This is a genomic window from Nibrella viscosa (genome assembly GCF_039541875.1).
Lineage (GTDB): Bacteria > Bacteroidota > Bacteroidia > Cytophagales > Spirosomataceae > Nibrella > Nibrella viscosa.
In genome coordinates, this window is the sequence record NZ_BAABHB010000002.1 from 961,060 (window position 1) to 981,421 (window position 20,362).

The 20,362-nt window shown below is 54.3% G+C and carries 19 protein-coding genes, 3 tRNA genes and 1 pseudogene; 12 read left to right on the forward strand and 11 right to left on the reverse strand.

Going from position 1 to position 20,362, the window contains the following annotated elements; genetic code table 11:
- Window positions 1–19: 19 nt before the first annotated feature.
- Window positions 20–3,123: pseudogene (locus tag ABD931_RS08490) on the reverse strand (SusC/RagA family TonB-linked outer membrane protein).
- A gap of 53 nt (window positions 3,124–3,176) precedes the next feature.
- On the reverse strand, window positions 3,177–3,983 hold the full coding sequence (locus ABD931_RS08495) for a FecR family protein (protein WP_345265929.1): 807 nt from the start codon (window positions 3,981–3,983) through the stop codon (window positions 3,177–3,179).
- A gap of 374 nt (window positions 3,984–4,357) precedes the next feature.
- Here ABD931_RS08495 and ABD931_RS08500 point away from each other — a divergent pair, with 374 nt between their 5' ends.
- Window positions 4,358–5,107: a hypothetical protein gene (locus tag ABD931_RS08500; protein ID WP_345265931.1), complete on the forward strand. Its 750-nt coding sequence runs from the start codon at window positions 4,358–4,360 to the stop codon at window positions 5,105–5,107.
- A 21-nt stretch (window positions 5,108–5,128) separates the two neighbouring features.
- On the opposite strand, the gene ABD931_RS08505 is transcribed toward ABD931_RS08500, so the two are convergent.
- Window positions 5,129–6,178: a glycoside hydrolase family 113 gene (locus ABD931_RS08505; protein WP_345265933.1), complete on the reverse strand. Its 1,050-nt coding sequence runs from the start codon at window positions 6,176–6,178 to the stop codon at window positions 5,129–5,131.
- Window positions 6,179–6,242: 64 nt separating this feature from the next.
- Between ABD931_RS08505 and ABD931_RS08510 the strand changes: the two genes are divergently transcribed.
- Together ABD931_RS08510 and ABD931_RS08515 are read left to right on the forward strand one after the other, a co-directional pair.
- Window positions 6,243–7,625 carry an L-serine ammonia-lyase gene (locus ABD931_RS08510; RefSeq protein ID WP_345265935.1) on the forward strand — a complete coding sequence of 461 codons (1,383 nt, stop codon included), beginning with the start codon at window positions 6,243–6,245 and terminating at the stop codon, window positions 7,623–7,625.
- Between the two features lie 56 nt (window positions 7,626–7,681).
- On the forward strand, window positions 7,682–8,809 hold the full coding sequence (locus tag ABD931_RS08515; protein ID WP_345265937.1) for an FG-GAP repeat domain-containing protein: 1,128 nt from the start codon (window positions 7,682–7,684) through the stop codon (window positions 8,807–8,809).
- 76 nt (window positions 8,810–8,885) lie between these two features.
- Here ABD931_RS08515 and ABD931_RS08520 read toward each other — a convergent pair whose 3' ends face one another.
- The gene (locus ABD931_RS08520) at window positions 8,886–9,908 is read right to left on the reverse strand and encodes a S1C family serine protease (protein ID WP_345265939.1); all 1,023 of its coding nucleotides are present in this window, start codon (window positions 9,906–9,908) and stop codon (window positions 8,886–8,888) included.
- A gap of 169 nt (window positions 9,909–10,077) precedes the next feature.
- On the opposite strand from ABD931_RS08520, the gene ABD931_RS08525 reads away from it, so the two are divergent.
- Both ABD931_RS08525 and ABD931_RS08530 read left to right on the forward strand, forming a co-directional pair.
- Window positions 10,078–10,254, forward strand: a complete 177-nt coding sequence (locus ABD931_RS08525; RefSeq protein ID WP_345265941.1) for a hypothetical protein — start codon at window positions 10,078–10,080, stop codon at window positions 10,252–10,254.
- Between the two features lie 129 nt (window positions 10,255–10,383).
- Window positions 10,384–10,791, forward strand: a complete 408-nt coding sequence (locus tag ABD931_RS08530) for a DUF4332 domain-containing protein (RefSeq protein ID WP_345265943.1) — start codon at window positions 10,384–10,386, stop codon at window positions 10,789–10,791.
- Window positions 10,792–10,855: 64 nt separating this feature from the next.
- Here the strand turns inward: ABD931_RS08530 and cdaA are convergent, their stop codons facing one another.
- The 7 genes from cdaA to ABD931_RS08565 all read right to left on the reverse strand — a co-directional run bounded on the left by cdaA (window position 10,856) and on the right by ABD931_RS08565 (window position 17,092).
- Window positions 10,856–11,680 (reverse strand): diadenylate cyclase CdaA, encoded by an 825-nt coding sequence (gene cdaA / locus ABD931_RS08535; RefSeq protein ID WP_345265945.1) that lies wholly within the window; start codon window positions 11,678–11,680, stop codon window positions 10,856–10,858.
- Between the two features lie 47 nt (window positions 11,681–11,727).
- Window positions 11,728–12,726, reverse strand: a complete 999-nt coding sequence (locus tag ABD931_RS08540) for a ribonuclease Z (protein WP_345265990.1) — start codon at window positions 12,724–12,726, stop codon at window positions 11,728–11,730.
- A complete protein-coding gene (locus tag ABD931_RS08545) occupies window positions 12,680–13,099 on the reverse strand; it encodes an STAS domain-containing protein (protein ID WP_345265947.1) in 420 nt (139 codons plus the stop codon). Before ABD931_RS08545 ends, ABD931_RS08540 begins: the two co-directional genes overlap by 47 nt.
- 13 nt (window positions 13,100–13,112) lie before the next feature.
- A complete protein-coding gene (locus ABD931_RS08550; RefSeq protein WP_345265949.1) occupies window positions 13,113–14,072 on the reverse strand; it encodes a phosphoribosylaminoimidazolesuccinocarboxamide synthase in 960 nt (319 codons plus the stop codon).
- A 109-nt stretch (window positions 14,073–14,181) separates the two neighbouring features.
- Window positions 14,182–15,357, reverse strand: a complete 1,176-nt coding sequence (locus ABD931_RS08555; RefSeq protein ID WP_345265951.1) for an acetyl-CoA C-acyltransferase — start codon at window positions 15,355–15,357, stop codon at window positions 14,182–14,184.
- Between the two features lie 27 nt (window positions 15,358–15,384).
- Window positions 15,385–16,083 carry a hypothetical protein gene (locus ABD931_RS08560; protein WP_345265953.1) on the reverse strand — a complete coding sequence of 233 codons (699 nt, stop codon included), beginning with the start codon at window positions 16,081–16,083 and terminating at the stop codon, window positions 15,385–15,387.
- A gap of 46 nt (window positions 16,084–16,129) precedes the next feature.
- A complete protein-coding gene (locus ABD931_RS08565; protein WP_345265955.1) occupies window positions 16,130–17,092 on the reverse strand; it encodes a vWA domain-containing protein in 963 nt (320 codons plus the stop codon).
- A 174-nt stretch (window positions 17,093–17,266) separates the two neighbouring features.
- On the opposite strand from ABD931_RS08565, the gene ABD931_RS08570 reads away from it, so the two are divergent.
- From ABD931_RS08570 to ABD931_RS08600, 7 genes are all read left to right on the forward strand, one after another.
- A tRNA-Ser gene (locus ABD931_RS08570) sits at window positions 17,267–17,354 on the forward strand.
- A gap of 103 nt (window positions 17,355–17,457) precedes the next feature.
- Window positions 17,458–17,532: transfer RNA gene (locus ABD931_RS08575), tRNA-Pro, on the forward strand.
- Window positions 17,533–17,619: 87 nt separating this feature from the next.
- Window positions 17,620–17,693: transfer RNA gene (locus tag ABD931_RS08580), tRNA-Arg, on the forward strand.
- Window positions 17,694–17,876: 183 nt separating this feature from the next.
- Window positions 17,877–19,250 (forward strand): site-specific integrase, encoded by a 1,374-nt coding sequence (locus ABD931_RS08585; protein WP_345265957.1) that lies wholly within the window; start codon window positions 17,877–17,879, stop codon window positions 19,248–19,250.
- Window positions 19,251–19,297: 47 nt separating this feature from the next.
- Window positions 19,298–19,561 carry a hypothetical protein gene (locus tag ABD931_RS08590; RefSeq protein WP_345265959.1) on the forward strand — a complete coding sequence of 88 codons (264 nt, stop codon included), beginning with the start codon at window positions 19,298–19,300 and terminating at the stop codon, window positions 19,559–19,561.
- The gene (locus tag ABD931_RS08595; protein WP_345265961.1) at window positions 19,558–19,881 is read left to right on the forward strand and encodes a type II toxin-antitoxin system PemK/MazF family toxin; all 324 of its coding nucleotides are present in this window, start codon (window positions 19,558–19,560) and stop codon (window positions 19,879–19,881) included. The genes ABD931_RS08590 and ABD931_RS08595 overlap by 4 nt, the downstream gene beginning before the upstream one ends.
- Window positions 19,882–19,941: 60 nt before the next feature.
- On the forward strand, window positions 19,942–20,265 hold the full coding sequence (locus ABD931_RS08600) for a hypothetical protein (protein WP_345265963.1): 324 nt from the start codon (window positions 19,942–19,944) through the stop codon (window positions 20,263–20,265).
- The last annotated feature ends 97 nt before the right edge of the window (window positions 20,266–20,362 follow it).

Sequence of the window (20,362 nt, forward strand, 5' to 3'; positions counted from 1 at the left end):
CGTCAGCCATTCAGGTTCATTAGATTTTCAGGTTAATACCAAAGGTGATCGTTCTGACCGCCGGTGTCTGGCTGGCGTTCACGTCGCCGTCTGTTTCGCTGTCGATACCTTTATACTTTGTCCGGTACTCCGAGAAGATGAACGGCTGCTGAGCACTTACGTAAGCCCGCAGGGAACCGATACCCAGCTTCTGCGTTAGCGTAGCCGGGAAGTTGTAGCCCAGGTTGATGTTCCGCACTTTCAGGAACGAACCGTCGAAGTAGAGCAGCGTTGACCGGAACGGCGGGAACTCCTGATTCTGGTTCGGCCGCGGGAACTCGTTGGTCGGGTTGTTTGGGGTCCAGTAGTCGATGTCCAGGTTGTTGTAACGACCGGCCAGCGTCATAAAATCCTGGTGGAACAAGCTCCGGAACATGTAGCCAACACGGGCAAACAGGAAGAACGACAGATCGATGCCTTTGAACTCGAAGCGGTTGGTCATACCGGCACTCCACTTCGGTACCTGAGAACCCAGAATTACGCGGTCGAACGGATCGATCTTACCGTCGCCGTTGGTGTCCTGAATCTTGATCTGACCCGGCGCACTCTGGTACTTCTTGGCTTCTTCGGCTTCGTTCAACTGCCAGATACCAACCTTCTTGTAGTCGAAGTAGGCGGTCAGCGGCTGACCAATGAATCGGGCGTTCCCTACGTCATCTACCTTACCGTTGAAAAGCTCCAGAATCGCTTCCCGGTTGCGGGTAAACTGTAGGTCGGTGGTCCAGCGGAATCCATTATTGGCATCTACGTTAACAGTTGACAGCGTTAATTCAAAACCCTGGTTGCGGGTTTTTCCTACGTTCCGGAGTACCTGGTTAAAACCACTGGTCAGCGGAAGCTGGTCAAACAGCAGCAGATCGCGGGTATCGGCGCGGTAATACTCCAGGCTACCGGCTATCCGCCCTCTGAAGAAGCTGAAGTCTAAACCAATATTACCGGTTGTCGTTGATTCCCACTTCAGGTCCGGGTTACCGATACTATTCGGACGATAGCCGAAGGCACCGGTATTACCGAATGCGTATGACGTACGGGCCAACTGCGCCTGCGTCTGATAGGGGTCAATAGCTGTGCTACCAATGGTACCATAGCTGGCCCTGAGTTTCAGATTGTCAATCCAGGTAACATTTTTGATGAACGGCTCATTACTGATATTCCAGCCTACGGCCGCAGACGGGAAGAAACCGTACTTGGTGTTCTGACCGAATCGCGACGATCCATCATAACGGGCCGTCAGCGTCACCAGGTACTTATCGTTGTAGTCGTAGTTGACGCGGCCCATATAGGAGTTCAGCACCCATTGTCTGATGTTGCTGCCTACACCGCTGATAACGGAAGCCTGGCCTAAGTTATAGAACAACTGTGTCTCTGCAGGTACACCCAATACATCAATCTGATTGGTTTCATAATCGTCTTTCTGGACAGAATGCAGCGCCGTAAAGTTCAGGTTATGAATTTGATTAAACGTCTTTGTGTAGTTCAGAATGTTCTCCAGCGTCCAGTTGAACTGGTATTCGTTGAACGTAAAAGCGGTGGGGTCGGCACCGCGACGGGCGTTGGTGAGGCTGTTGGTGAACCGGCCAACGCGACGGTTGGTCAGGTCAGGACCAAAGTTAACGCGGTACTTCAGGCCGTCGATGATGCTCCACTCGCCGTAGATGCTGTTGAAGATACGCATCCGCTTGGTCAGGTCAATCTGGGCACCCGGCAGTACTTCGGCAATTGGGTTTGTCCGCAGACCGTCTGAGGTCGGCAGGAAAATCATGTTACCGTTGTCGTCAAACGGCTTACCCAGCGGATTTTCGGCCAGGGCTCCACCGTACGGGTTGAAGTTCTCACCATTCCGCAGGCTATATACACCCAGGGTAGACGTACCAATCTTGATGTTTTTGGAGATCTGGTGGTCCAGGTTAATCCGGAACGTATAGCGGGTAAAGTCCTGGTTGTAAATGATCCCTACGTCCTTGAAGTAGTTACCCGAGATGGAGAACTGGGTTTTTTCGTTACCGCCCTGCACGCCAATCTGATGGCTCTGGATATTGCCTTGGCGCAGCAGGAACGACTGGTAATCGGTCGTCCGGTTTTTCGCAATACCATCCAGTTCGACCGGTTCGAACAGTTTAGAATCCGCGAAGGCATCTACCACCCCTGACGGTACCGGATGCCGTTGGCATCTTTATAGGTACCGATGGCCCGGCGTGATTCACGCTTGTACTCGGCAAACTCCGGACCGGAGAGAACGTCAATCTGGCCCAGGCGGTCTGAGACACCATAATAAGTATCAATGTTAACGACCGTTTTACCGGGCTTACCCCGTTTGGTGGTAATCAGGACAACACCGTTTGAGCCCCGTGAACCGTAGATCGCTGTGGCAGAAGCATCTTTCAGGACTTCCATCGACTGAATATCCTGCGGGTTAATATCGTCGATACCCCCAGCCAGCGGAATACCGTCGACTACATACAGCGGGTCGTTGGATGCGTTGATGGAACGACGGCCACGAATCCGCACCACCGGACCGGCACCCGGCTTACTGCTGTTTTGTACTACGTCAACCCCGGCGGCCCGGCCTTGTAGGGCCTGGCGGGCGTTGGTGATCGGTAACTCCTGGATTTCTTTGGCACCGACCGACGAAATAGCCCCGGTCAACTGACTTTTCTTCTGCGTACCGTAACCAACAACCACAACTTCGTTCAGTGTGCGCTGGTCAACGGCCAGTTTAATGTCAATGGTTGAGCGGTTGCCAACATTGACTTCCTGGGACATAAAACCGACAGACGAGAACACCAGTACGGCATTGTCGCCGGGGATGGCCAGTCGGTAGCGGCCTTCGGCGTCGGTGGTAGTTCCACGGGTAGTACCTTTTACGGCGACGTTTACGCCCGGCAGGCCACTGTTGTCTTCGGAGGAGATGATGCGGCCGGTAATGGTGCGTTCCTGAGCGGGTTGCTCAGTTGGATTCGCCGGTGGTGTAATACCGGTACCCGGAGCGGCAAAGCCCGGTGTAGCGGCTACCAGCAGCGCGGAGAGTCCCAACGCCGACAACCGGAGTCGGAACGGATTGGGATAGGTAGATAATTGGCTCATAATTAGGATTTAACGGTTGGCTATATGTAAAGAAAAGATAAAGGATTGCGTAGCTAATCCCGCTCGGCCAGCGGCCGTCGGTCAATCGGTTGGATACGCCCGGATGATACATCGACCGAATCGCCGGGGCGCAGTTGAACCGGTTCGGGATAATGACTTAATAGCAGTTTGACCTGCCCTTCTTTCAAAACGACCCGGGTGCCCTGCTGCTGCTGCTGCACCCGAAACGTGGTGCCCGTAGCCTCTACCGTCAGGTCCGGCGTGTGGACCCGGAACAGCCCTTCTGCCCGGACGCCTTTTGTGTGAATCACCATGAAGTCGGCCTCGCCCTGGAGCCACACGGCACGGGGCGCATCGGAGGTCCACTGACGCGAAAAGCGCAGTTGGCTGTTCCGGTGCAGGAAAGCCGTAGAGCCGTCGGGTAGCCGGACCGTCTGGGTTAGACCCGCCGTGGTCCGGATCGTCTGCATTCCTTCTTCGGCGTATTGCATCCAGAGGGCCCAGCCAATGAAGAGAATAATGCCGGCCGCTGCGCCTACGGTCCGGATGAAGTACCACCAGGCGATAAACGAGCGTACCTCCGGTTGCAGGGGCCGTACCTCCTCCATGTCCTGCAGGGATTCGCGGATGCGCCCCCAAAGCGACGACACGTCGTCGTGCCCCATCCGCCGGAGCCGTATTGTCGATAGCTCGCGTACCAGAAAGCGGGCGGTATCTACGGTATCGCTGCGGTACGGATGCTGATGAATCCAGTTTTGCCAGAACGCGTCTACTTCCGCATCACCGGGGTGCTGCACCCACCGGACGAACAGGTCGTCGAGAGCGAGCTCTTCAGCGGTGTAGGCGGAGTAAGGCTTCATTTGGTACTTTAGATGGATATTTTTTGATTACCCACAAAAGAAATGCGCTAAACGCATTCTACTTATACGCACCGTAATTTCAGTGTAACTTTTGGTTTACAAGAAGCTGGGAAGAATGCTTTAAACGCACGGAATCAGGGGCTGGAGCGTGCAGAGCGGGTGCCGGTCGGGCCCTTACCGGCCATCGTTAAAAATATATTAAACCTGTGGCAGGACCAGAAAGGTCGTAGCAAAGTTCTGATTCGACTACCCGTTAGCGAGCAGAGAGGAGGAATAATGGGCATCGCCGTATCCGGGTGTATGATCATGGCACGGGTTTTGACTTTATTCATCGTTGAGAGAAAGGTATGTGAATAAACGCAGAGAGAGTTGATATGTGGCGGACAAGTACATCTAGTTTCATAATAGCCTGGTTTTGCACCCTGACCAGCTTCGGGCAGCTTCGTTCTGATACGCTTGAACAGCCTGATCCAGCCCCAATAGTCAGCCTGCCGAGTGGGCTGGACCGACTAACGGCCGGTCTGGACCGGCGATTCCTGTTTCTTAAAGATACAAAAGATCTGGATGGCCTTAACCGGCTAATTCGCGTAAATGGGGTCCGGGTGGGCCTATGGCTTACCACCCGGCACCAGGTTGGCATTGGCTACAGTTTTATACGGCAGCCGCTTCAGCAGCACAACCTGCTGGCCGAACCTGTATCATTCAAGGCGGGTCTGCGACGGCTCAATTTCTTTACGGTCTACTATGAGCCGTTTCTGATCCGGAATGATCGCTGGGATGTCAGCCTGCCGGTGGATATTGGCTGGGGTACTTCCCGGTACGAGTTCGCCACCGAATCGGTGCGGGGAACGCTGGTCAAAACGGGGAATTTTATACCCGTGGGGGCGGGCGTGTCGGTAACGGCTAAATTACCCGCCCTGCCAAAATGTAAAGCTCTGCGCTGGTTGGGAATAAATGCGTATGCCGGTTACCGAACCACCCTGAAAAAAGACTTCCCCGGCAGTCAGGTCGCCTACCGGGGATTCTTTTATAGCGTGGGGCCAACGTTTTTCCTGGGCCGCTTCTGGGACGATGTACAGAGCTGGCACCGAAACCGGAAAAAAGCCCGTCAGGATACGGATTAACCTGAAGCGGTCAGACTGTTTTTAACGGGCAGTAGCCTCAGTCTCCTTCCACTTCATCCGCAATACGTTGCCCGCCGGCTTCTCCTGTGGGCTGTACTGGTCTCTACGGCGGTCGGGCATACCGGCGGGCTGGGGCGTCATAAACCACTTCCAGAGAAAGCCGCCGGCAAACCAGGGTTGCAGCCAGACGGTCTCCAGCAGGGCCGTATAGGCGTTGGCCTGGGTAGTCGGGTTGGGCGTACATGTACTTTCCGACTCCCAGGGTTGCCTGGCCCCATAATCGCAGGCGCGATAGCCAAATTCGGTAAACAAAATAGGCTTCTGCTGCCGCCGGCTAAATCGCTCAAGGTCTTTCATATGCCTGCCCCAGCCCCGGCTAAGGGTCGATACGCTGGGCGTTTGCTCGTCGGAGAGGGGGAAGTAGGCATCCACACCCACGTAATCGAGTTGCTTCCAGAACGGTATCTTATCGTAACGGTCCCAGTTGGCCGCGTAGGTGAGTTTGCCGCGATATACCTGCCGCACCTGGTCAATAAGCCGGCTCCAGTATGCCGGGCGGGCCGCGGCAAACCGGTCAAGTTCGGTGGTAATACAGTACAACTCTACCTGTAGCGAGTCGGCGAGCCGGGCGCATTCGAGCACGTACTGCGTATAGTCGGCTTCGAACGATTGCCAGTCTGCTTCGCGGGTAAACTCCAGGTCGAGGTGGGAACCACCCTGCATCCAGACATGGGGTTTGAGCATGACCTTCAGGCCCTGCTGCCGCGCCATCCGGATGGTTTCGGCTACGCCTTCGGGGGTTTCGCCCCACCACTGGTGGTTGCGTTGGCGAGACTCGGTCCAGGGGTGGTAAAAATGCGCTTCTCCTTTGCGGATGAACCCATACGGCACCACGGCTACCCAGTCCCCGCCAACGGCTTTTACCTCCGCCAGACCCTCCGGACCGACGGGGCGGGGGGGAGCCACCAGATTGACGCCTTTCAGCTTTTCGCCGTTATGTACATACTCTGCCGAAGTCTGGCAGGAACAGAGCAACCAGGTGCCTAAAAGTATTGACCACCAACTGAGCATTTTTTACGGTTTATACGTTCGTATATTTGACGATACAACTTCATCAACTTTCAGGAGAATTACAATGAACCCTGCACCGATTACAACTTCGGTATTCGATTTGTTTAAAGTAGGACCGGGGCCGTCCAGCTCGCATACCATTGGTCCCATGAAAGCGGCTTACGATTTCCGACAGCGACTCGGTGAGCTACCCGACAACGCCTTGCAACGCGCCGATACCCTCCATATTCAATTATACGGTTCGCTGAGTGCCACCGGCAAAGGCCACGGCACCGACCGCGCCATTGTGGCCGGGCTGCTCGGCCAGCAACCCGAAACGGCCGATCCCGACGAACTGCTAAGCCTGCTCAAAGACCCGACGGTTACTTACCCGGTTCAGGTGCGTGACCGCACGTTCGCCGTAGGACCTGACCATATTCATTTTAACAGAAAACGCTACGACTCACCCTACGCCAACACGATGGTGCTGCAACTGACCAGTGCCGAAGAGATAATCCTGGAAGAGGAGTATTACTCGATCGGTGGCGGTTTTATTCTGCGGAAAGGAGAACATACGGACACAGAAGTTGCCCGGCCAGTTGATCTGCCGTACTCCTATAGCACCATGAAGGAACTGAAGGAGCAGTTGAAACACCATACGCTGGAGCTGTCGGAACTGATGCTCGCAAATGAAATGGCGGTAACTGGCTGCGGCCGTAAAGAAATAAACCAGCGCCTTGACGATATTCTGGAATTTATGCACAAGGCGGTCCGGCGCGGGTTGCGGCACAGGGGTATACTGCCGGGTTCCATCAAACTGCACCGCAAAGCGCCGGTGCTCTACAAGCAGGCGCGGGGGCTGGCACAATCATCAGACAGTTTTCTTATTTTCCTGAACGCCTACTGTCTGGCGGCTTCGGAAGAAAACGCGGCCGGCGGCATCGTGGTCACGGCCCCAACCTCCGGCGCGTCGGGCGTGATACCGGGGCTGACGTACCTGGCCAAACATCATTTCCATTACGACAAAACTACCCTGCGCAATGGTATGCTGGCGGCTGCCGCCGTGGGCTTTCTGGTGAAGCATAATGCCAGTATCTCCGGTGCCGAAATGGGTTGTATGGGCGAAATCGGCACGGCCTCGGCTATGGGGGCCGCTTTTCTTACCTACGCAGCCGGGCACAAGATTGAGGCCGTGGAGGCAGCCGCCGAAATCGGTATCGAACACCACCTTGGTATGACCTGCGACCCTATCGGCGGTTACGTGCAGATTCCCTGCATTGAGCGCAATGCCATGGGAGCCGTAAAAGCTTATAACGCTTTTCTGCTGGCCACAGCAGGTACGCACTCGCTGCAGAAGATTTCCCTGGATTCGGTAATCAAGGTCATGAAAGCAACCGGCCGCGATATGTCGACCAAGTACAAGGAAACCTCCGAAGCAGGGCTGGCCCTGAGCGCAACGGAGTGTTGAAGCGGGTAATTTAGGGGGCTTTCTGACTTTTGGTTTTGTCATCCCCCTAATCCCCCATGAAAACCCTACTCCTCCTCACCGCCATCACCTTCCTGACCAGTATCAGCTACCAGCCGGCTCCTCCGGTGCGCTTCTCCCGCTACTTTGTAGCCGCCGAAAGTTACGAGTCGGTGGGTATTGTGGATGTGAACAAAGACGGCCGGCCTGATCTGGTGTCCGGCGATTTCTGGTACGAGAACTCCGCCGATCTGAAGGCGTTGTTCCGCAAACGCCACCTCATTGGCAACCAGAAACGCTTTGACCAGTACTACGATGATTTTTCCACCATCCCGCTGGATGTGAACCGCGACGGAAACGTCGATATCATCACCGGCGGCTGGTTCGGCGCAACCCTGCGCTGGCTGGAGAATCCGGGGCCGACAGAGAAGGATAAGCCGTGGACCATTCACGAGATTGCCAATGTCGGGAACGTAGAAACCGTACGGGCCTGGGATATAGACGGTGACAGCACCATTGAAATTGTCCCCAACAACCCCAACCACCCGCTCAAATATTTCAAACTGGGGCCAAACGCTACCTTCAGCCAGATCAATGTAGCTCCAACGCAGGGGCATGGCCTGGGCTTCGGCGATGTCAACGGCGATGGTAAAGGGGATTTTATCGTCAGCGACGGCTGGCTCGAAGCACCCAACTGGACCTTACACAAAGAATTCTCTCTCGGTACCGCCAGCGTGCCCATTCTGGTGGTCGACGTGAACGGCGACAAGAAGAATGACCTGATTGTGGGGCAGGGGCACGGGTACGGCCTGCACTGGTATGAGCAAACCATTAACGAGCAGGGCCGGCGAAGCTGGAAGAAAAATACCATCGACGACAAAAACTCCCAATACCACGTAATGGAGTGGGCCGATATTACCGGCGACGGCAAACCGGAGCTCATCACCGGCAAGCGCTACCGCGCCCATAACGACAACGATGCCGGTGCCTACGACAATGTCGGGCTGTACTACTTCACCTGGACCGGCAAAGCCTTCGAGAAGCACACCATTTCGTACGGCCAACCAGGCGTTGGCAAGGGCACCGGCATCTATTTCGCCCTCGCCGACCTCCGCAACACCGGTCGCCCCGACATTATCGTAGCGGGAAAGGATGGGCTGGAAATCTTTTTTAATGAAGGGAGGTGAGTTAAGAATTAAGAGTGAAGAGTTAAGAGTTGTTGCTGACGCATACCTTTTTAATTCTTAACTCTTCACTTTTCACTCACTTCAACTCTCCCGGCACCACCATTACCTCTGTCCGCAGGTTCTGGCGGAGGACGGTCATGGGCAACCGCAGGCCGATGGTGTCTTCGGTGAGGAGCCGATGCAGGTCATCGACGGTAGCCACGGGCTGGTTGTTAAAACCCACAATGATGTCGCCCGGCTGGAGTTCAGTATTATAAGCAACACCGTCGGGTTCCAGGCTGGCTACCAGTACACCGGTTTTGGCAGGTAACTGGTTGTACTGCTTAATGCGCTCGGTCAGGTTAATGAGCTGGCCGGCAATACCCAGGTAGCCCCGGCGAACGCGGCCGTGCATAATCAGCTTGCCCGCCACTAAGGCCGTCAGGTTAGACGATACCGCAAAACAAATGCCCTGCGCGGGCAGGATAACGGCCGTATTAACCCCAATGACATCGCCGTGCGAGTTCACCAGCGGACCACCCGAGTTTCCGGGGTTCAGGGAAGCATCGGTCTGAATGATGTCGTCGATCATCCGGCCCGATTCTGAGCGCAGGGTACGGCCCAGGGCGCTTACTACGCCCGCTGTCAGTGAATACTGAAAGCCATAGGGGTTGCCTACGGCAATGGCAATCTGACCAACCTGTACCTGTTTAGAATCGGCAAAGCGGATACCGCGCAGCCCTTCACCGTAAATTTTGATAACCGCAATGTCGGTAGCGGCATCGCGCCCTACCAGTGTGGCCTCAAACTCCCGGCCGTCGGGTAATGCAACGTCGATCTTCCCGGCGTCGGCTACGACATGGTTGTTGGTGATAAGGTAGCCGTCGCTGGAGATAATAAAGCCCGAGCCAGTACCCTGATCGCCCCGGCCCCGTCGGCGATTGTCGGGCTGGTCGGCGGCTTTCCGGCCGCTGACCTTGATCTGCACCACCGACGGGCTCACTTTTTTAGCTACATTTACAACCGTATGGGAATACGCATCCAGCAGCGGAGCATCCTCATCGGCCTGCCCGAACGAGTTCGGTGGTGTATCGGCAAACGAAATAAACTGGGTTTCCATACTAGAGAATGGTTTTGGTAAACGGATAAGGACGCACGCCAAAGTCTGTACCAGGTTTATTGCATATGAGTAAGCGGTTGCCTGTCAGCCAGTTTGGCAGGGTTGTCCAGGTTTATTCATGCTCAGGGGCTGATCCCTGCCTGCTTTCGGTAAAATCGTCACATACGCTATGACGTTTGAAGAATACCTGATAGAGAAGAAAATTGACGGCCCACAGTTTCAGGCCGCCGAACCAGCGGTGTATACGGAATGGAAAACGCTCTTTGCGCAGATGCATCCGGAGAGTTTCACCACCCAGAAAAAGTTTTTGGTCAATAAAGTCCGGCGTAAGTACCTGTTGCGCTAATGTGTTTTTATGCGAAATTAATCACCGTTAAAAGGTAGTTAATTTGCTGTATAGCAGTTTTTTGTGCATTTTAGGGTGATTACTTTTGTCACGTTATTAGTCGCTAAAACAAACAAAACCCTAAAAACTATGACAGTTATCGTTGCTGAACTGAAAGGCATCACTGAAGCTATCCTGGCATCTTTAAAATCGCAGGGAATCGATAATAGTGAAGAACTGCTCGAAGCAGGTAAAACAACAAAAGGTCGGAAGGCCCTGGCTGAAGCCGCCGGTGTGCCAACCAGCGACATTCTTGAGCTGGTGAACCGCGCCGATCTGGCCCGGATCAAAGGCGTTGGTCGGGTATATGCCGATTTGCTGGAAGAAGCCGGCGTAGATACCGTAAAGGAACTGGCTCGGCGCTCACCGGTCAATCTGTACGCCAAAATTGAAGAAGTAAATAGTGCCAAGCAGTTGACCCAGCGCATCCCGACCCTGGGTCAGATTGAGGATTTTGTGGCTCAGGCAAAAGAACTGCCGGGCATGGTGGAGTATTAAGCCAGACAAGGTATACAACCAGAAGCCGGTAGCTGCCCAGTTACCGGCTTCTGGCGTTTATAGCCTAGGAGGGTGCTAGCCCCTGCCGCTGACTGGGTTGCAGCAGATACGTCCGGAGCCGTTCTTCCAGCTCGGTAATGCCCAGGTTGTACTGGAGTTCGCCGTTGACGGCCAGTGATACCCGGCCGGTCTCTTCCGAAATGGCAATAACGGTGGCATCGGTCACTTCGGTCATGCCCAGGGCAGCCCGGTGCCGGAACCCCAGCGTTGCCGGCAGGTTATCATCGTCCGAAACGGGCAGGATGCAGCGGGCCGCCTGAATACGGCCGTCGTTGATGATCACGGCTCCGTCGTGCAGCGGACTGTACTGGCTGAATATAGCCAGCAGCAGCGGTTTGGATATCTCAGCATCAATAATCTGGCCCGACTCCACGTATTTTACCAGTTCATCGTTCTTGCTGATCACGATAAGCCCCCCCGCAAACTCGGCCGCCAGGGTTTTGCAGGCTTCTACAAGGGGCTTCAGGACGGCTGCCTGGTCAACGTCGCGGGACTGCCTCAGCAGCCACCGCCGGAACCATTTGTTGTTAGCAAAACTGGTCGATTTCCCGATCAGCAGCAAAAAGCGCCGGATCTCCTGCTGAAAGATTATAATCAGTGCCAGGGCTCCCACGCTGATAAAATACTCCAGGATGGTAGTCAGCAGGCTTAACCCCAGGCCTTTTACCGTCAGGTAGAACAGGTATACCAGCAGGTAGCCGACAAAGACCCGGCTGGCCACGCTACCCCGGACCAGGTTGTAGATCTGATACAGCAGAATCGCTACAATAAGTATATCGAGGAGGTCGATCCATCCGACATCCAGAAAGCCAATGCGGAGCGCAAACATTCCGAAATGCATTAAGGGTAATTCAGGCGGCAGTTTAGGAAATAAAATCAATACTGCCAATCTTTAATTTCGACATGGAGGCCTTCTGTGGCCAGCGAGGTGTGCGGAAAAATCTGACGGGCTTCGTTCAGAAACGGCTGGAACTGTTTGTAGCGCGACGAGAAGTGGCCGATAATCAGGTTACCGGCCTCCGCTTTCAGGGCAATGGTGGCTGCCTGCCGGGCGGTTGAGTGAAAAACCTCATACGCCCGTTGGGCATTGTCTTCCAGAAAGGTAGCCTCGTGGTAGAGCAGATCCACCTGCCGGACCTGTTCGATCAGCCGCTCGCTGTACCGGGTATCGGAGCAGAACGCGTAGGATCGGGGCGGAGGGCCGGGCGTGGTGTAGTCCTCGACGGCATAGATCACCTGCCCCTGTCCGTCAATAATGTCGTGGCCTTCTTTCAGTTGTTTCAGGTATTCAACCGGCACATCGGCAGGCAGTTTATCGCGCAGCAGTTTGGGCTTGCGGGCTTTTTCGCGGAACAGGTAGCCGGAGCAGGCAATGCGGTGCTCCAGCGGAACCGAGGAGATGGTCAGCTCCGGCAGGTCGGCCAGCACCGTTGGGGTGACCGGATCAACCGGGTGGAAATGTAGCGGGTAGCCCAGCCGGGTATCCGAATACCGGAAAATAGTCGTCAGGATCTCATCCAGGCCGTTGGGGCCGTACAGGTGCAGATCTTCGGTGCGGCCGGCGAGGTTGAGCGACGATAGCAGCGGGGCCAGCCCAAAATAATGATCGCCGTGGAGGTGACTGATAAAAATATGGTGCAGCCGGCCCGGCCGGATCTTCTGCTCAAGCAGCCGGTATTGCGTACCTTCTCCGCAGTCGATCAGGTAATATTCGGTATTATGGGTAAGGAGGTGAGCCGTCGGATGCCGCCCGAGCGTGGGCGTAGCCGAACCGGCTCCCAGGATGGTAAGCGTAAAAGTCAGTGACGATGGTCTGGGGCTCTCCGTGTCAGAAATCGGCATCCCGGCCGTTACCAAATTCTCCGTCATACTCATCCTCTTCCTCATTGCGGAAATCGTTCTCCAGTTCGTGCATGAACACGGCATCGATGGCTTCTTCTACCGTCGGCAGAATGGTCAGGTCGGCAATGTTGGCCGAATCCAGGAAGTCGATCAAGTCCTCGTTTTTAGTAACCAGAACCAGAAGGCCAAGTTCATTGCTGCACTGCCGGTTTATTTTCCGGAGTGAATTGACGCCGGCCGGGTCAACCGACTGTACCGGTTCAATGTCGACAATCAGGTTGCTGTAGCCTTCGCGAAAGAGGTTGCGGCTCAGGGTTTCGAACGATGCCGGTACTTCCCCGCCGAACTGGTTATCGGTTAATCGGATAAGCGCGTACTGTTCGGTTTTTTCAATCGTGTAATTCATGGTGAAACAGTTATTAGACATAAGTTTTTGCCAATGCCTGCCGGATATTGTCTTCGATACGAGAGAGTGGATCAACGGCGTCGGCCTTCAAAAACGACTCACCGGTTACGGTTTCGTATAGCTCAATGTACCTCGTCGAAATCTGACTGATCCATTCATCAGCCATAGCCGGAATGGTCTGCCCCGCCTTACCCTGAAAGTTATTCGCGATCAGCCATTCTCTAACAAACTCTTTCGACAATTGTTTCTGCGGAGAACCGCTGTGCAGGTTCGCTTCGTAGCTATCGGCGTAAAAATACCGCGACGAGTCCGGCGTATGCACTTCATCGATCAGATAAATTCGTCCGTTCTGTGCACCAAACTCGTATTTGGTATCTACCAGCAGCAGCCCCCGCCCGGCTGCCATGTCGGTGCCGCGCTTAAACAGCGCCAGGGCGTATTGCTCCAACTGGGTGTACTCGGTTTCGCCGACAAGCCCCTGCCCAATAATTTCGTCCCGCGATATATCCTGATCGTGTCCTTCGTGGGCTTTGGTGGTGGGTGTAATAATGGGTTCCGGCAACCGGTCGTTTTCGCGCAGGCCGTCGGGCAGCGCTACCCCGCAGAGCGTCCGGTAGCCGGCGCGGTACTGCCGCCAGGCATGGCCTGCCAGGTAGCCCCGCACCACCATCTCGACCGGGTAGGGCGTACACTTCAGACCCACGCTCACGTTGGGGTCGGGTACATCGAGCAGCCAGTTGGGCACAATGTCGGCCGTAGCCCGCAGAAAGTGGGCAGCCGTCTGGTTCAGCACCTGCCCTTTGTACGGAATAGGCCGGGGCAGTACCACATCGAAGGCCGAAATCCGGTCGCTGGCTATCATCACCAGCAGCGGACCGCCGGGGTGGTTATCAAAATGGTATACATCACGGACCTTGCCCCGGTAAAAACCGGTCTGCCCGTCGAACTGGAAGTTGGTTTGTGGAATGGACATCTTTTGGTTTGAGGTTTGAGGTTTGAGGTTTGAGGTTATATAGGTGCGCTGGCGGAGCAACCTCAAACGTCAAACCTCAAACCGCCGGGCGGCCCCGTTCAAACTATTATCATAGCTTTTCTAAAACGAGCGCCGATGCCCCGCCACCGCCGTTACAGATGCCGACGGCTCCGTAGCGGCCGCCGTGCTGGTGCAGCACATTGGTCAGCGTGGTCACAATGCGGGCACCGGATGCGCCCAGCGGGTGACCGATGGAGACGGCGCCACCGAAGACGTTCAGTTTTTCCTGCGGTATACCCAGCACCTCACTGAATGCCAGCGGCACTACCGCAAAGGCTTCGTTGACTTCGTAATAGTCGATGTCTTCGGCTTTCAGGCCGGCGCGTTCCAGGGCTTTGGGTACGGCTTTCGTCGGCGCGGTGGTAAACCAGGCCGGCTCCTGCTCGGCATCGGCATAGCCCAGAATACGGGCCAGCGGCTTCAGCCCCAGCTCGTCGGCTTTCTTCCGGCTCATCACCACCAGCGCCGAGGCTCCGTCGTTGATGGTAGAGGCATTGGCCGCCGTAACGGTGCCGTCGGGCGTGAAGGCCGGTTTCAGCGACGGTATTTTATCGTAAATCACATGCTTGTATTCCTCATCTTCGCTTACCGTAACGGTGCCTTTGCGACCGGCAACATCTACCGGCACGATCTCGGCGCTGAAGCGGCCGCTTTGCGTGGCATCCTCCGACCGCCGGTACGACTGAATGGCGTAGGCATCCTGAACCTCGCGGCTGATGTTGTATTTTTGGGCGGTAGCATCGGCAAAAACGCCCATAGCACACTGGTCATACACATCCACCAGACCGTCTCGGGCCAGGCCGTCGATGAGCTCACCATTACCGTATTTGTAGCCGAAGCGGGCTTTGGGTACGTAGTAAGGCGTGTTGGACATACTCTCCATACCCCCGGCCACGATAATATCGGCCTGCCCCAGCTGAATAGCCTGGGCCGCCAGCATAATGGCTTTCGTGCCCGATGCGCATACTTTATTGATAGTTGTGCAGGGAATAGTAACCGGCAGGCCCGCTTTCATGGCCGCCTGCTTGGCCGGAGCCTGCCCCACATTGGCCGAAACCACATTGCCCATGTACACCTCCTGCACCTGATCGGGCTGCACGCCCGCCCGCTCCAGCGCGCCTTTAATGGCCGCGGCTCCTAAGTCGGTGGCCGACAGCGCTGCCAGTACCCCACCGAAACTACCGATGGGCGTGCGGACGGCTGATATAATAACTACTTCGTTCATGAATGTATATGCAGTTGTTGATGAAAATTACCACCTGTTTTTGTTTCGGGATGCCGACGAATTGCCGGAGCGCCCGCCCCGAAACGGCCTCAGCGTTGAAAAAGGAAGGTCATTCCCCTGCATGGCATTGAGCAGATGCAGGGCCTGTTCCTCCGTCATGTTCAACTCACCAAAGCGATTCAGTTGTTCGTCCTGGCGCTCCGAATGCTCTACACGCCCCGCCGACGGGCTGAGGGCAGACGCCTGCGTCGGCTGCTCCGCTTTTCTGGGGGGTGGTGGTTGCTCTCCGGCCGGCGGTTTACCCGAATACTGTCGGTGTATTAACTCAAAATTATACCGTGCCGGTTCACTATTGGCATTCTGGAGCAGCGCCTGCCGGAAAAAAGTCAGTGCGGTGGCGCTGTCGCGCTGATAACAAGCGATAACGCCCAACTGAACAGCCGCCATAGAAGCCAGTTCCGGATCATCCTGCCGGAGGAGCGCTTCGTATTGCTCGCGGGCCAGGTCAAGCTGGTTGAGCCGAAAATACGCATGACCGGCGTTCAGCCGCACGGCTCCATCGGCCGGGGAGCGGTTCAGGTAAGCATACCGCTCGGCCGCCACTTTATAGGTGCCGGCGGTATAGGCTGCTTCGGCTTCTTTCCGGGCCAGGTTATGACGCGAAATCTGGTCGATGGAGCGGTGCTGCCACAGGGAAAGAAAAATAAAGATGAGCAGATGCGTCATACCAGCTTAGGATCGTGGTGCCAAAAATAGTGGAAAAAAGTGGATGTTAGATACTGAACGTACGCACGGTAACGATCAGGTCGATGGCGATCAGCAGCAGGGCCGCAGTGAGAAAGTAATAGTATTTGTTGGTCGAGACGGCAATCAGGCGCCGGTCGATGGTCCGGCCTTGCAAAGCGTGCAGGGCCCCGGCCAGATCGGCAATATACTGGCTGTTGGCGACCGCTTCGATGTACTGCCCACGGCCGTCGGATGCCAGCCGCTGGAGCGTTTCCCGATCCAGCCGGGTGCGCACGATACGCTGCTGATCGTCACGGACAAAATCCCGGCCTTTCCGGATGGTGCCGCCCGACTCTGTGCCGACGCCGACGGTAAACAGCGGAATGGCGTAGGTCCGTAAGCGGCTCAGGGCTGAGCGGTCGCAGGTACCGAAATCTTCGCCGTCGCTGAACAGCACCAGGGCTTTCGCACTTTGCTGCGTAGTGGGGTCGGTAATCAGCTTCTCGCGGGCCAGTTCGAGGGCCGAGCAGAGGTCGGTGCCGCCGGATGGGGAGAGGCTGGTGCCGGCATCGCGGAGCATACGGTTAAACGCATCATGGTCGGCGGTGAGGGGCGACAGCACAAAGGCATCGGTGGAGAACAGGATCAGGCCGAAGCGGTCGGCGGCTAAGGTATCGGTCAGTTGCTGAATATCGTATTTGATGCGTTCGAGTCGGGTAGGCGCTACATCGGTGGCATCCATCGATTTGGAAATATCGACCAGCAGGTAGATGTCGCGACCCTGGGTGGTAACGCTGCGTTCGGCTTCACCAAAGGAAGGACCAAGCAGAGCCATCAGCAGCAGCAGCAGGTAACTGCTCCGCAGAAAGAATTTGGGAATAACCGCCCTGGCCGACGTGCCCAACTGGCGGGCGAGCCGGAAGGTACGGGAAAAATACAGGCCGTATAACAGCAGAAACAGGGCGACAATGCTCCACTCGGTAACAGAAAAACGATAAAGCCAATTCATGCAATAAGAAATACCGGATACGCTGTACCAGACTGATGGGAAAGCGGTTAGCCATATGCAGCCCGACGGCTATAATGCGAAATTAACGGTTAAATAAAGATTTTAGCATTATTTTTTGGGGAATAGCTCTACAAACCTCTATATTTGTGTCCCAATTGCACGACAGGGCAATACGGAGAGGTGCCTGAGTGGCCGAAAGGAGCAGTTTGCTAAACTGTCGTACCCCTAAAGGGTACCGCGGGTTCGAATCCCGCCCTCTCCGCCCGAGAGTTAAGAGTGAAGAATTAAGAGTTATGAATTAAGAGGGGGTGCCTTGGGAAACGAGTTATAATTCTTAACTCATCATTCTTAATTCAAAAGACCTTCGGGGTGTAGCGCAGTCCGGTTAGCGTACCTGGTTTGGGACCAGGTGGTCGCAGGTTCGAATCCTGCCACCCCGACTACAAAAGAGTTTGAAGTTTTTGGTTAGTAGTTTGAAGTTGGTGAACTTTAGACTTCAAACATCGAACTTCAAACTCTTTTTGTTTGGTCCCGTAGCTCAGTTGGATAGAGCATCTGCCTTCTAAGCAGACGGTCTTTGGTTCGAATCCAAACGGGATCACATTTTATTAATTTGGGTTAATCAGTTAAAGAGCTAAAATAGCTAAAAATCAACTGGTTAGCCCTTTTTCTTTATCGCTCCTTACGATAAATAATTAAGAGAAATAAAGAAAATCCGTCACCTATTCCGTCACCTGTATTATTTCTTTGCGTATCTTGGTAGTGACCAAACCAAGTTACACTTATGAAAACCATACGGGACAAATCCGTTAAGTTCCTGCTGAAGGACGCAAAGTCAGACCGCCCTACCCTCATCTACCTTGTATTCCGTTACGACAACGGCCGGTTTATTACCTCTACGGGTCTTAGCGTTCACCCGTTCATGTGGGATGCCAAAGAGCAGGAGGCTATAACGGAGGCTAAGAAGATCCGGAATAAAAAAGACCTGGCAGAAAACCAGAACTTAAACACGCTCTTGCAGCGGCAACGTTCGGCCCTGCTGAAGGTCTTGAACACACTGCAACTTGCGCAAATCCCGTTCGACAACGAAGTAATAAAACAACACCTAGATACAGCCTTAGAGCGTACCAAAAAGGCTAAACCGACCAAAGACGCTGCCCCTGCGCCCGAAACCTTTACAGACTATATAGAGCGGTTCGTGAAAGAGGCCAGAGCCGGAAAAAGGCTGAACGCCAAGAACGCGCATTTCTCACCAGGTACGCTGGTTAACTTTCTCAAGTTTAAAAACATTATAGTTGCCTACCAGAGCAAAACCAACGGCTCTCTGGCTTTTGATGCCTTTACGCTGTCGTTCTACGACTCGTTGAAAAAGTACCTGACTGCACAGGGGAAAACCCTCAACTATATAGGTGCGGTACTGAATGGCATAAAGATGTTGCTGAAGTACGCGTACCGCGATGGGTTGCACCAGAACACCGACTTTCAGCAAAAGGAGTTCCGCAAGATTGAGGAGGAGGTTGACGCGGTTTACTTAAACGACGTCGAACTGCAAGCCCTCTACAAACTTGACTTATCTCAAGACTCACGTTTAGACCGGGTGCGCGACCTGTTCCTGATTGGTTGCTATACAGGGTTAAGGTTCTCCGACTATACACAGCTACAGCCGCAAAACATCGCAAGTGGGGGACGGTTCGGGGGACGGATTTTAACGGTTACCACCCAGAAGACAGGGGCAAAGGTCTCTATACCCTTGAACGCTAATGTTCAGGCTATACTCGACAAGTACAACGGCGTTTTGCCGCGTACGTTATCCAACCAGAAGTTTAACGAATACCTAAAGGACTTAGGCAAAAAGGCCGAACTGAAGGAGCCGGTACAACGCACCCGAACAAAAGGCGGGGTACGAATCACAGAGAACGTTGAAAAATGGGAGTTGATAACGACCCATACCGCTCGCAGAAGCTTCAGTACAAACGCATTTTTGGCCGGTGTTCCAACCGTCTCGATCATGAAGATTACCGGCCATAAGTCGGAGTCTATGTTCTTGAAGTATATAAAGGTCACCAGCGAGCAGAACGCCATAATGCTGCTGGATCATCCCCACTTCTCAGGCAAGCCGGCACCCGTAGAGCGTAAGGCTGTCTTTAAGATAGCCTGAGTACCCACTCGAAACGATCTCGACAGATTTAACGCAAATACACCAATATGCAAGGCATTTCAGTGATCACCGACCCTAACGGGCAACCGGCCGTATTGACCATCGATTTAAGGAATTTGGACCCGGCGGTAAGTCCTTTAGTCACTGCCCTCTTAGGCCAGATAGAGGCAGCGCCGGAGAGCTTTGACTATGAGCATCAGGAGTTCCTACATGCGTCTGCGATAAACCTAAGCCGGGCTTACGGCGATGATGAACCGGAATACGATGAAACAGACCTGAAGGAACGCAACCCCAACTACCGGCCGCAATGAGAGAGGGTCAAATTGTATTAACTGAATTGCCCCAGTCTGACGGAACAGCCAAACGGCGGCCCGCACTAGTCTTGCGTCAGATGCCGGGTTATGGAGATTACTTGGTCTGTGGTCTGTCTTCTCAGCTACGCCAGTACATAGCCGGCTTTGATGAGGTACTTCAACCCGACCAGAGCAACGGCCTAAGGGTTGCGTCTGTAGTTCGGCTCGGTTTCCTCAGCACCGTTGCGGATGCCCAGATTTTAGGGCAAATAGGACAGGTACCCGCCCAGATGCACCGCCAACTAATACAACGTCTGGCCGCCTACTTAACACTTTGACATAGCGGTTAGCCAACCCCGCCTATAAAACTATCACAATAAACACCTGCACGTAACATAATGGATGCTATTACTTTAATTAATGATCTGGAGGATAATTTGACACTATGCCTTGATATGGTTAAAGGGGCGATACATTTGATCGGTGATCCACCGTTGAGCCATGAAGATTTTGCAAAAGAAATATTTGAGACATACTTAGAAAAGCTTCCAGGCAAAGAAGATGTACCAGGTTTTCTAGAGCGTTTCCTTAAGGCTATTGAGGGGTTACAGGATGCACCGAAAGTTAAACGGGAGATGAGCAATAATCTGCTCCAGTTTACGCGTGATGGACAAGAGATAGCTTTTAAAAAAGGAGAGTGTTCAGTAAAGTGTGTCAAGTAAGAATGTCTTAACTTGACAACAAAATGGGAAAGGGGAAAAAAGACTTTGATTATGCCAGCTTCCGTCAGGAAGCGATTCAACGCCTGATGGCAGGCGA

What these genes read in the sequence shown, in the direction of transcription:
- ABD931_RS08495 (WP_345265929.1), bottom strand. Translation starts at nt 3,983, where the DNA reads ATGAAGCCTTACTCCGCCTACACCGCTGAAGAGCTCGCTCTCGACGAC.
- ABD931_RS08500 (WP_345265931.1), top strand. Translation starts at nt 4,358, where the DNA reads ATGTGGCGGACAAGTACATCTAGTTTCATAATAGCCTGGTTTTGCACC.
- ABD931_RS08505 (WP_345265933.1), bottom strand. Translation starts at nt 6,178, where the DNA reads ATGCTCAGTTGGTGGTCAATACTTTTAGGCACCTGGTTGCTCTGTTCC.
- ABD931_RS08510 (WP_345265935.1), top strand. Translation starts at nt 6,243, where the DNA reads ATGAACCCTGCACCGATTACAACTTCGGTATTCGATTTGTTTAAAGTA.
- ABD931_RS08515 (WP_345265937.1), top strand. Translation starts at nt 7,682, where the DNA reads ATGAAAACCCTACTCCTCCTCACCGCCATCACCTTCCTGACCAGTATC.
- ABD931_RS08520 (WP_345265939.1), bottom strand. Translation starts at nt 9,908, where the DNA reads ATGGAAACCCAGTTTATTTCGTTTGCCGATACACCACCGAACTCGTTC.
- ABD931_RS08525 (WP_345265941.1), top strand. Translation starts at nt 10,078, where the DNA reads ATGACGTTTGAAGAATACCTGATAGAGAAGAAAATTGACGGCCCACAG.
- ABD931_RS08530 (WP_345265943.1), top strand. Translation starts at nt 10,384, where the DNA reads ATGACAGTTATCGTTGCTGAACTGAAAGGCATCACTGAAGCTATCCTG.
- cdaA (WP_345265945.1), bottom strand. Translation starts at nt 11,680, where the DNA reads ATGTTTGCGCTCCGCATTGGCTTTCTGGATGTCGGATGGATCGACCTC.
- ABD931_RS08540 (WP_345265990.1), bottom strand. Translation starts at nt 12,726, where the DNA reads ATGAGTATGACGGAGAATTTGGTAACGGCCGGGATGCCGATTTCTGAC.
- ABD931_RS08545 (WP_345265947.1), bottom strand. Translation starts at nt 13,099, where the DNA reads ATGAATTACACGATTGAAAAAACCGAACAGTACGCGCTTATCCGATTA.
- ABD931_RS08550 (WP_345265949.1), bottom strand. Translation starts at nt 14,072, where the DNA reads ATGTCCATTCCACAAACCAACTTCCAGTTCGACGGGCAGACCGGTTTT.
- ABD931_RS08555 (WP_345265951.1), bottom strand. Translation starts at nt 15,357, where the DNA reads ATGAACGAAGTAGTTATTATATCAGCCGTCCGCACGCCCATCGGTAGT.
- ABD931_RS08560 (WP_345265953.1), bottom strand. Translation starts at nt 16,083, where the DNA reads ATGACGCATCTGCTCATCTTTATTTTTCTTTCCCTGTGGCAGCACCGC.
- ABD931_RS08565 (WP_345265955.1), bottom strand. Translation starts at nt 17,092, where the DNA reads ATGAATTGGCTTTATCGTTTTTCTGTTACCGAGTGGAGCATTGTCGCC.
- ABD931_RS08585 (WP_345265957.1), top strand. Translation starts at nt 17,877, where the DNA reads ATGAAAACCATACGGGACAAATCCGTTAAGTTCCTGCTGAAGGACGCA.
- ABD931_RS08590 (WP_345265959.1), top strand. Translation starts at nt 19,298, where the DNA reads ATGCAAGGCATTTCAGTGATCACCGACCCTAACGGGCAACCGGCCGTA.
- ABD931_RS08595 (WP_345265961.1), top strand. Translation starts at nt 19,558, where the DNA reads ATGAGAGAGGGTCAAATTGTATTAACTGAATTGCCCCAGTCTGACGGA.
- ABD931_RS08600 (WP_345265963.1), top strand. Translation starts at nt 19,942, where the DNA reads ATGGATGCTATTACTTTAATTAATGATCTGGAGGATAATTTGACACTA.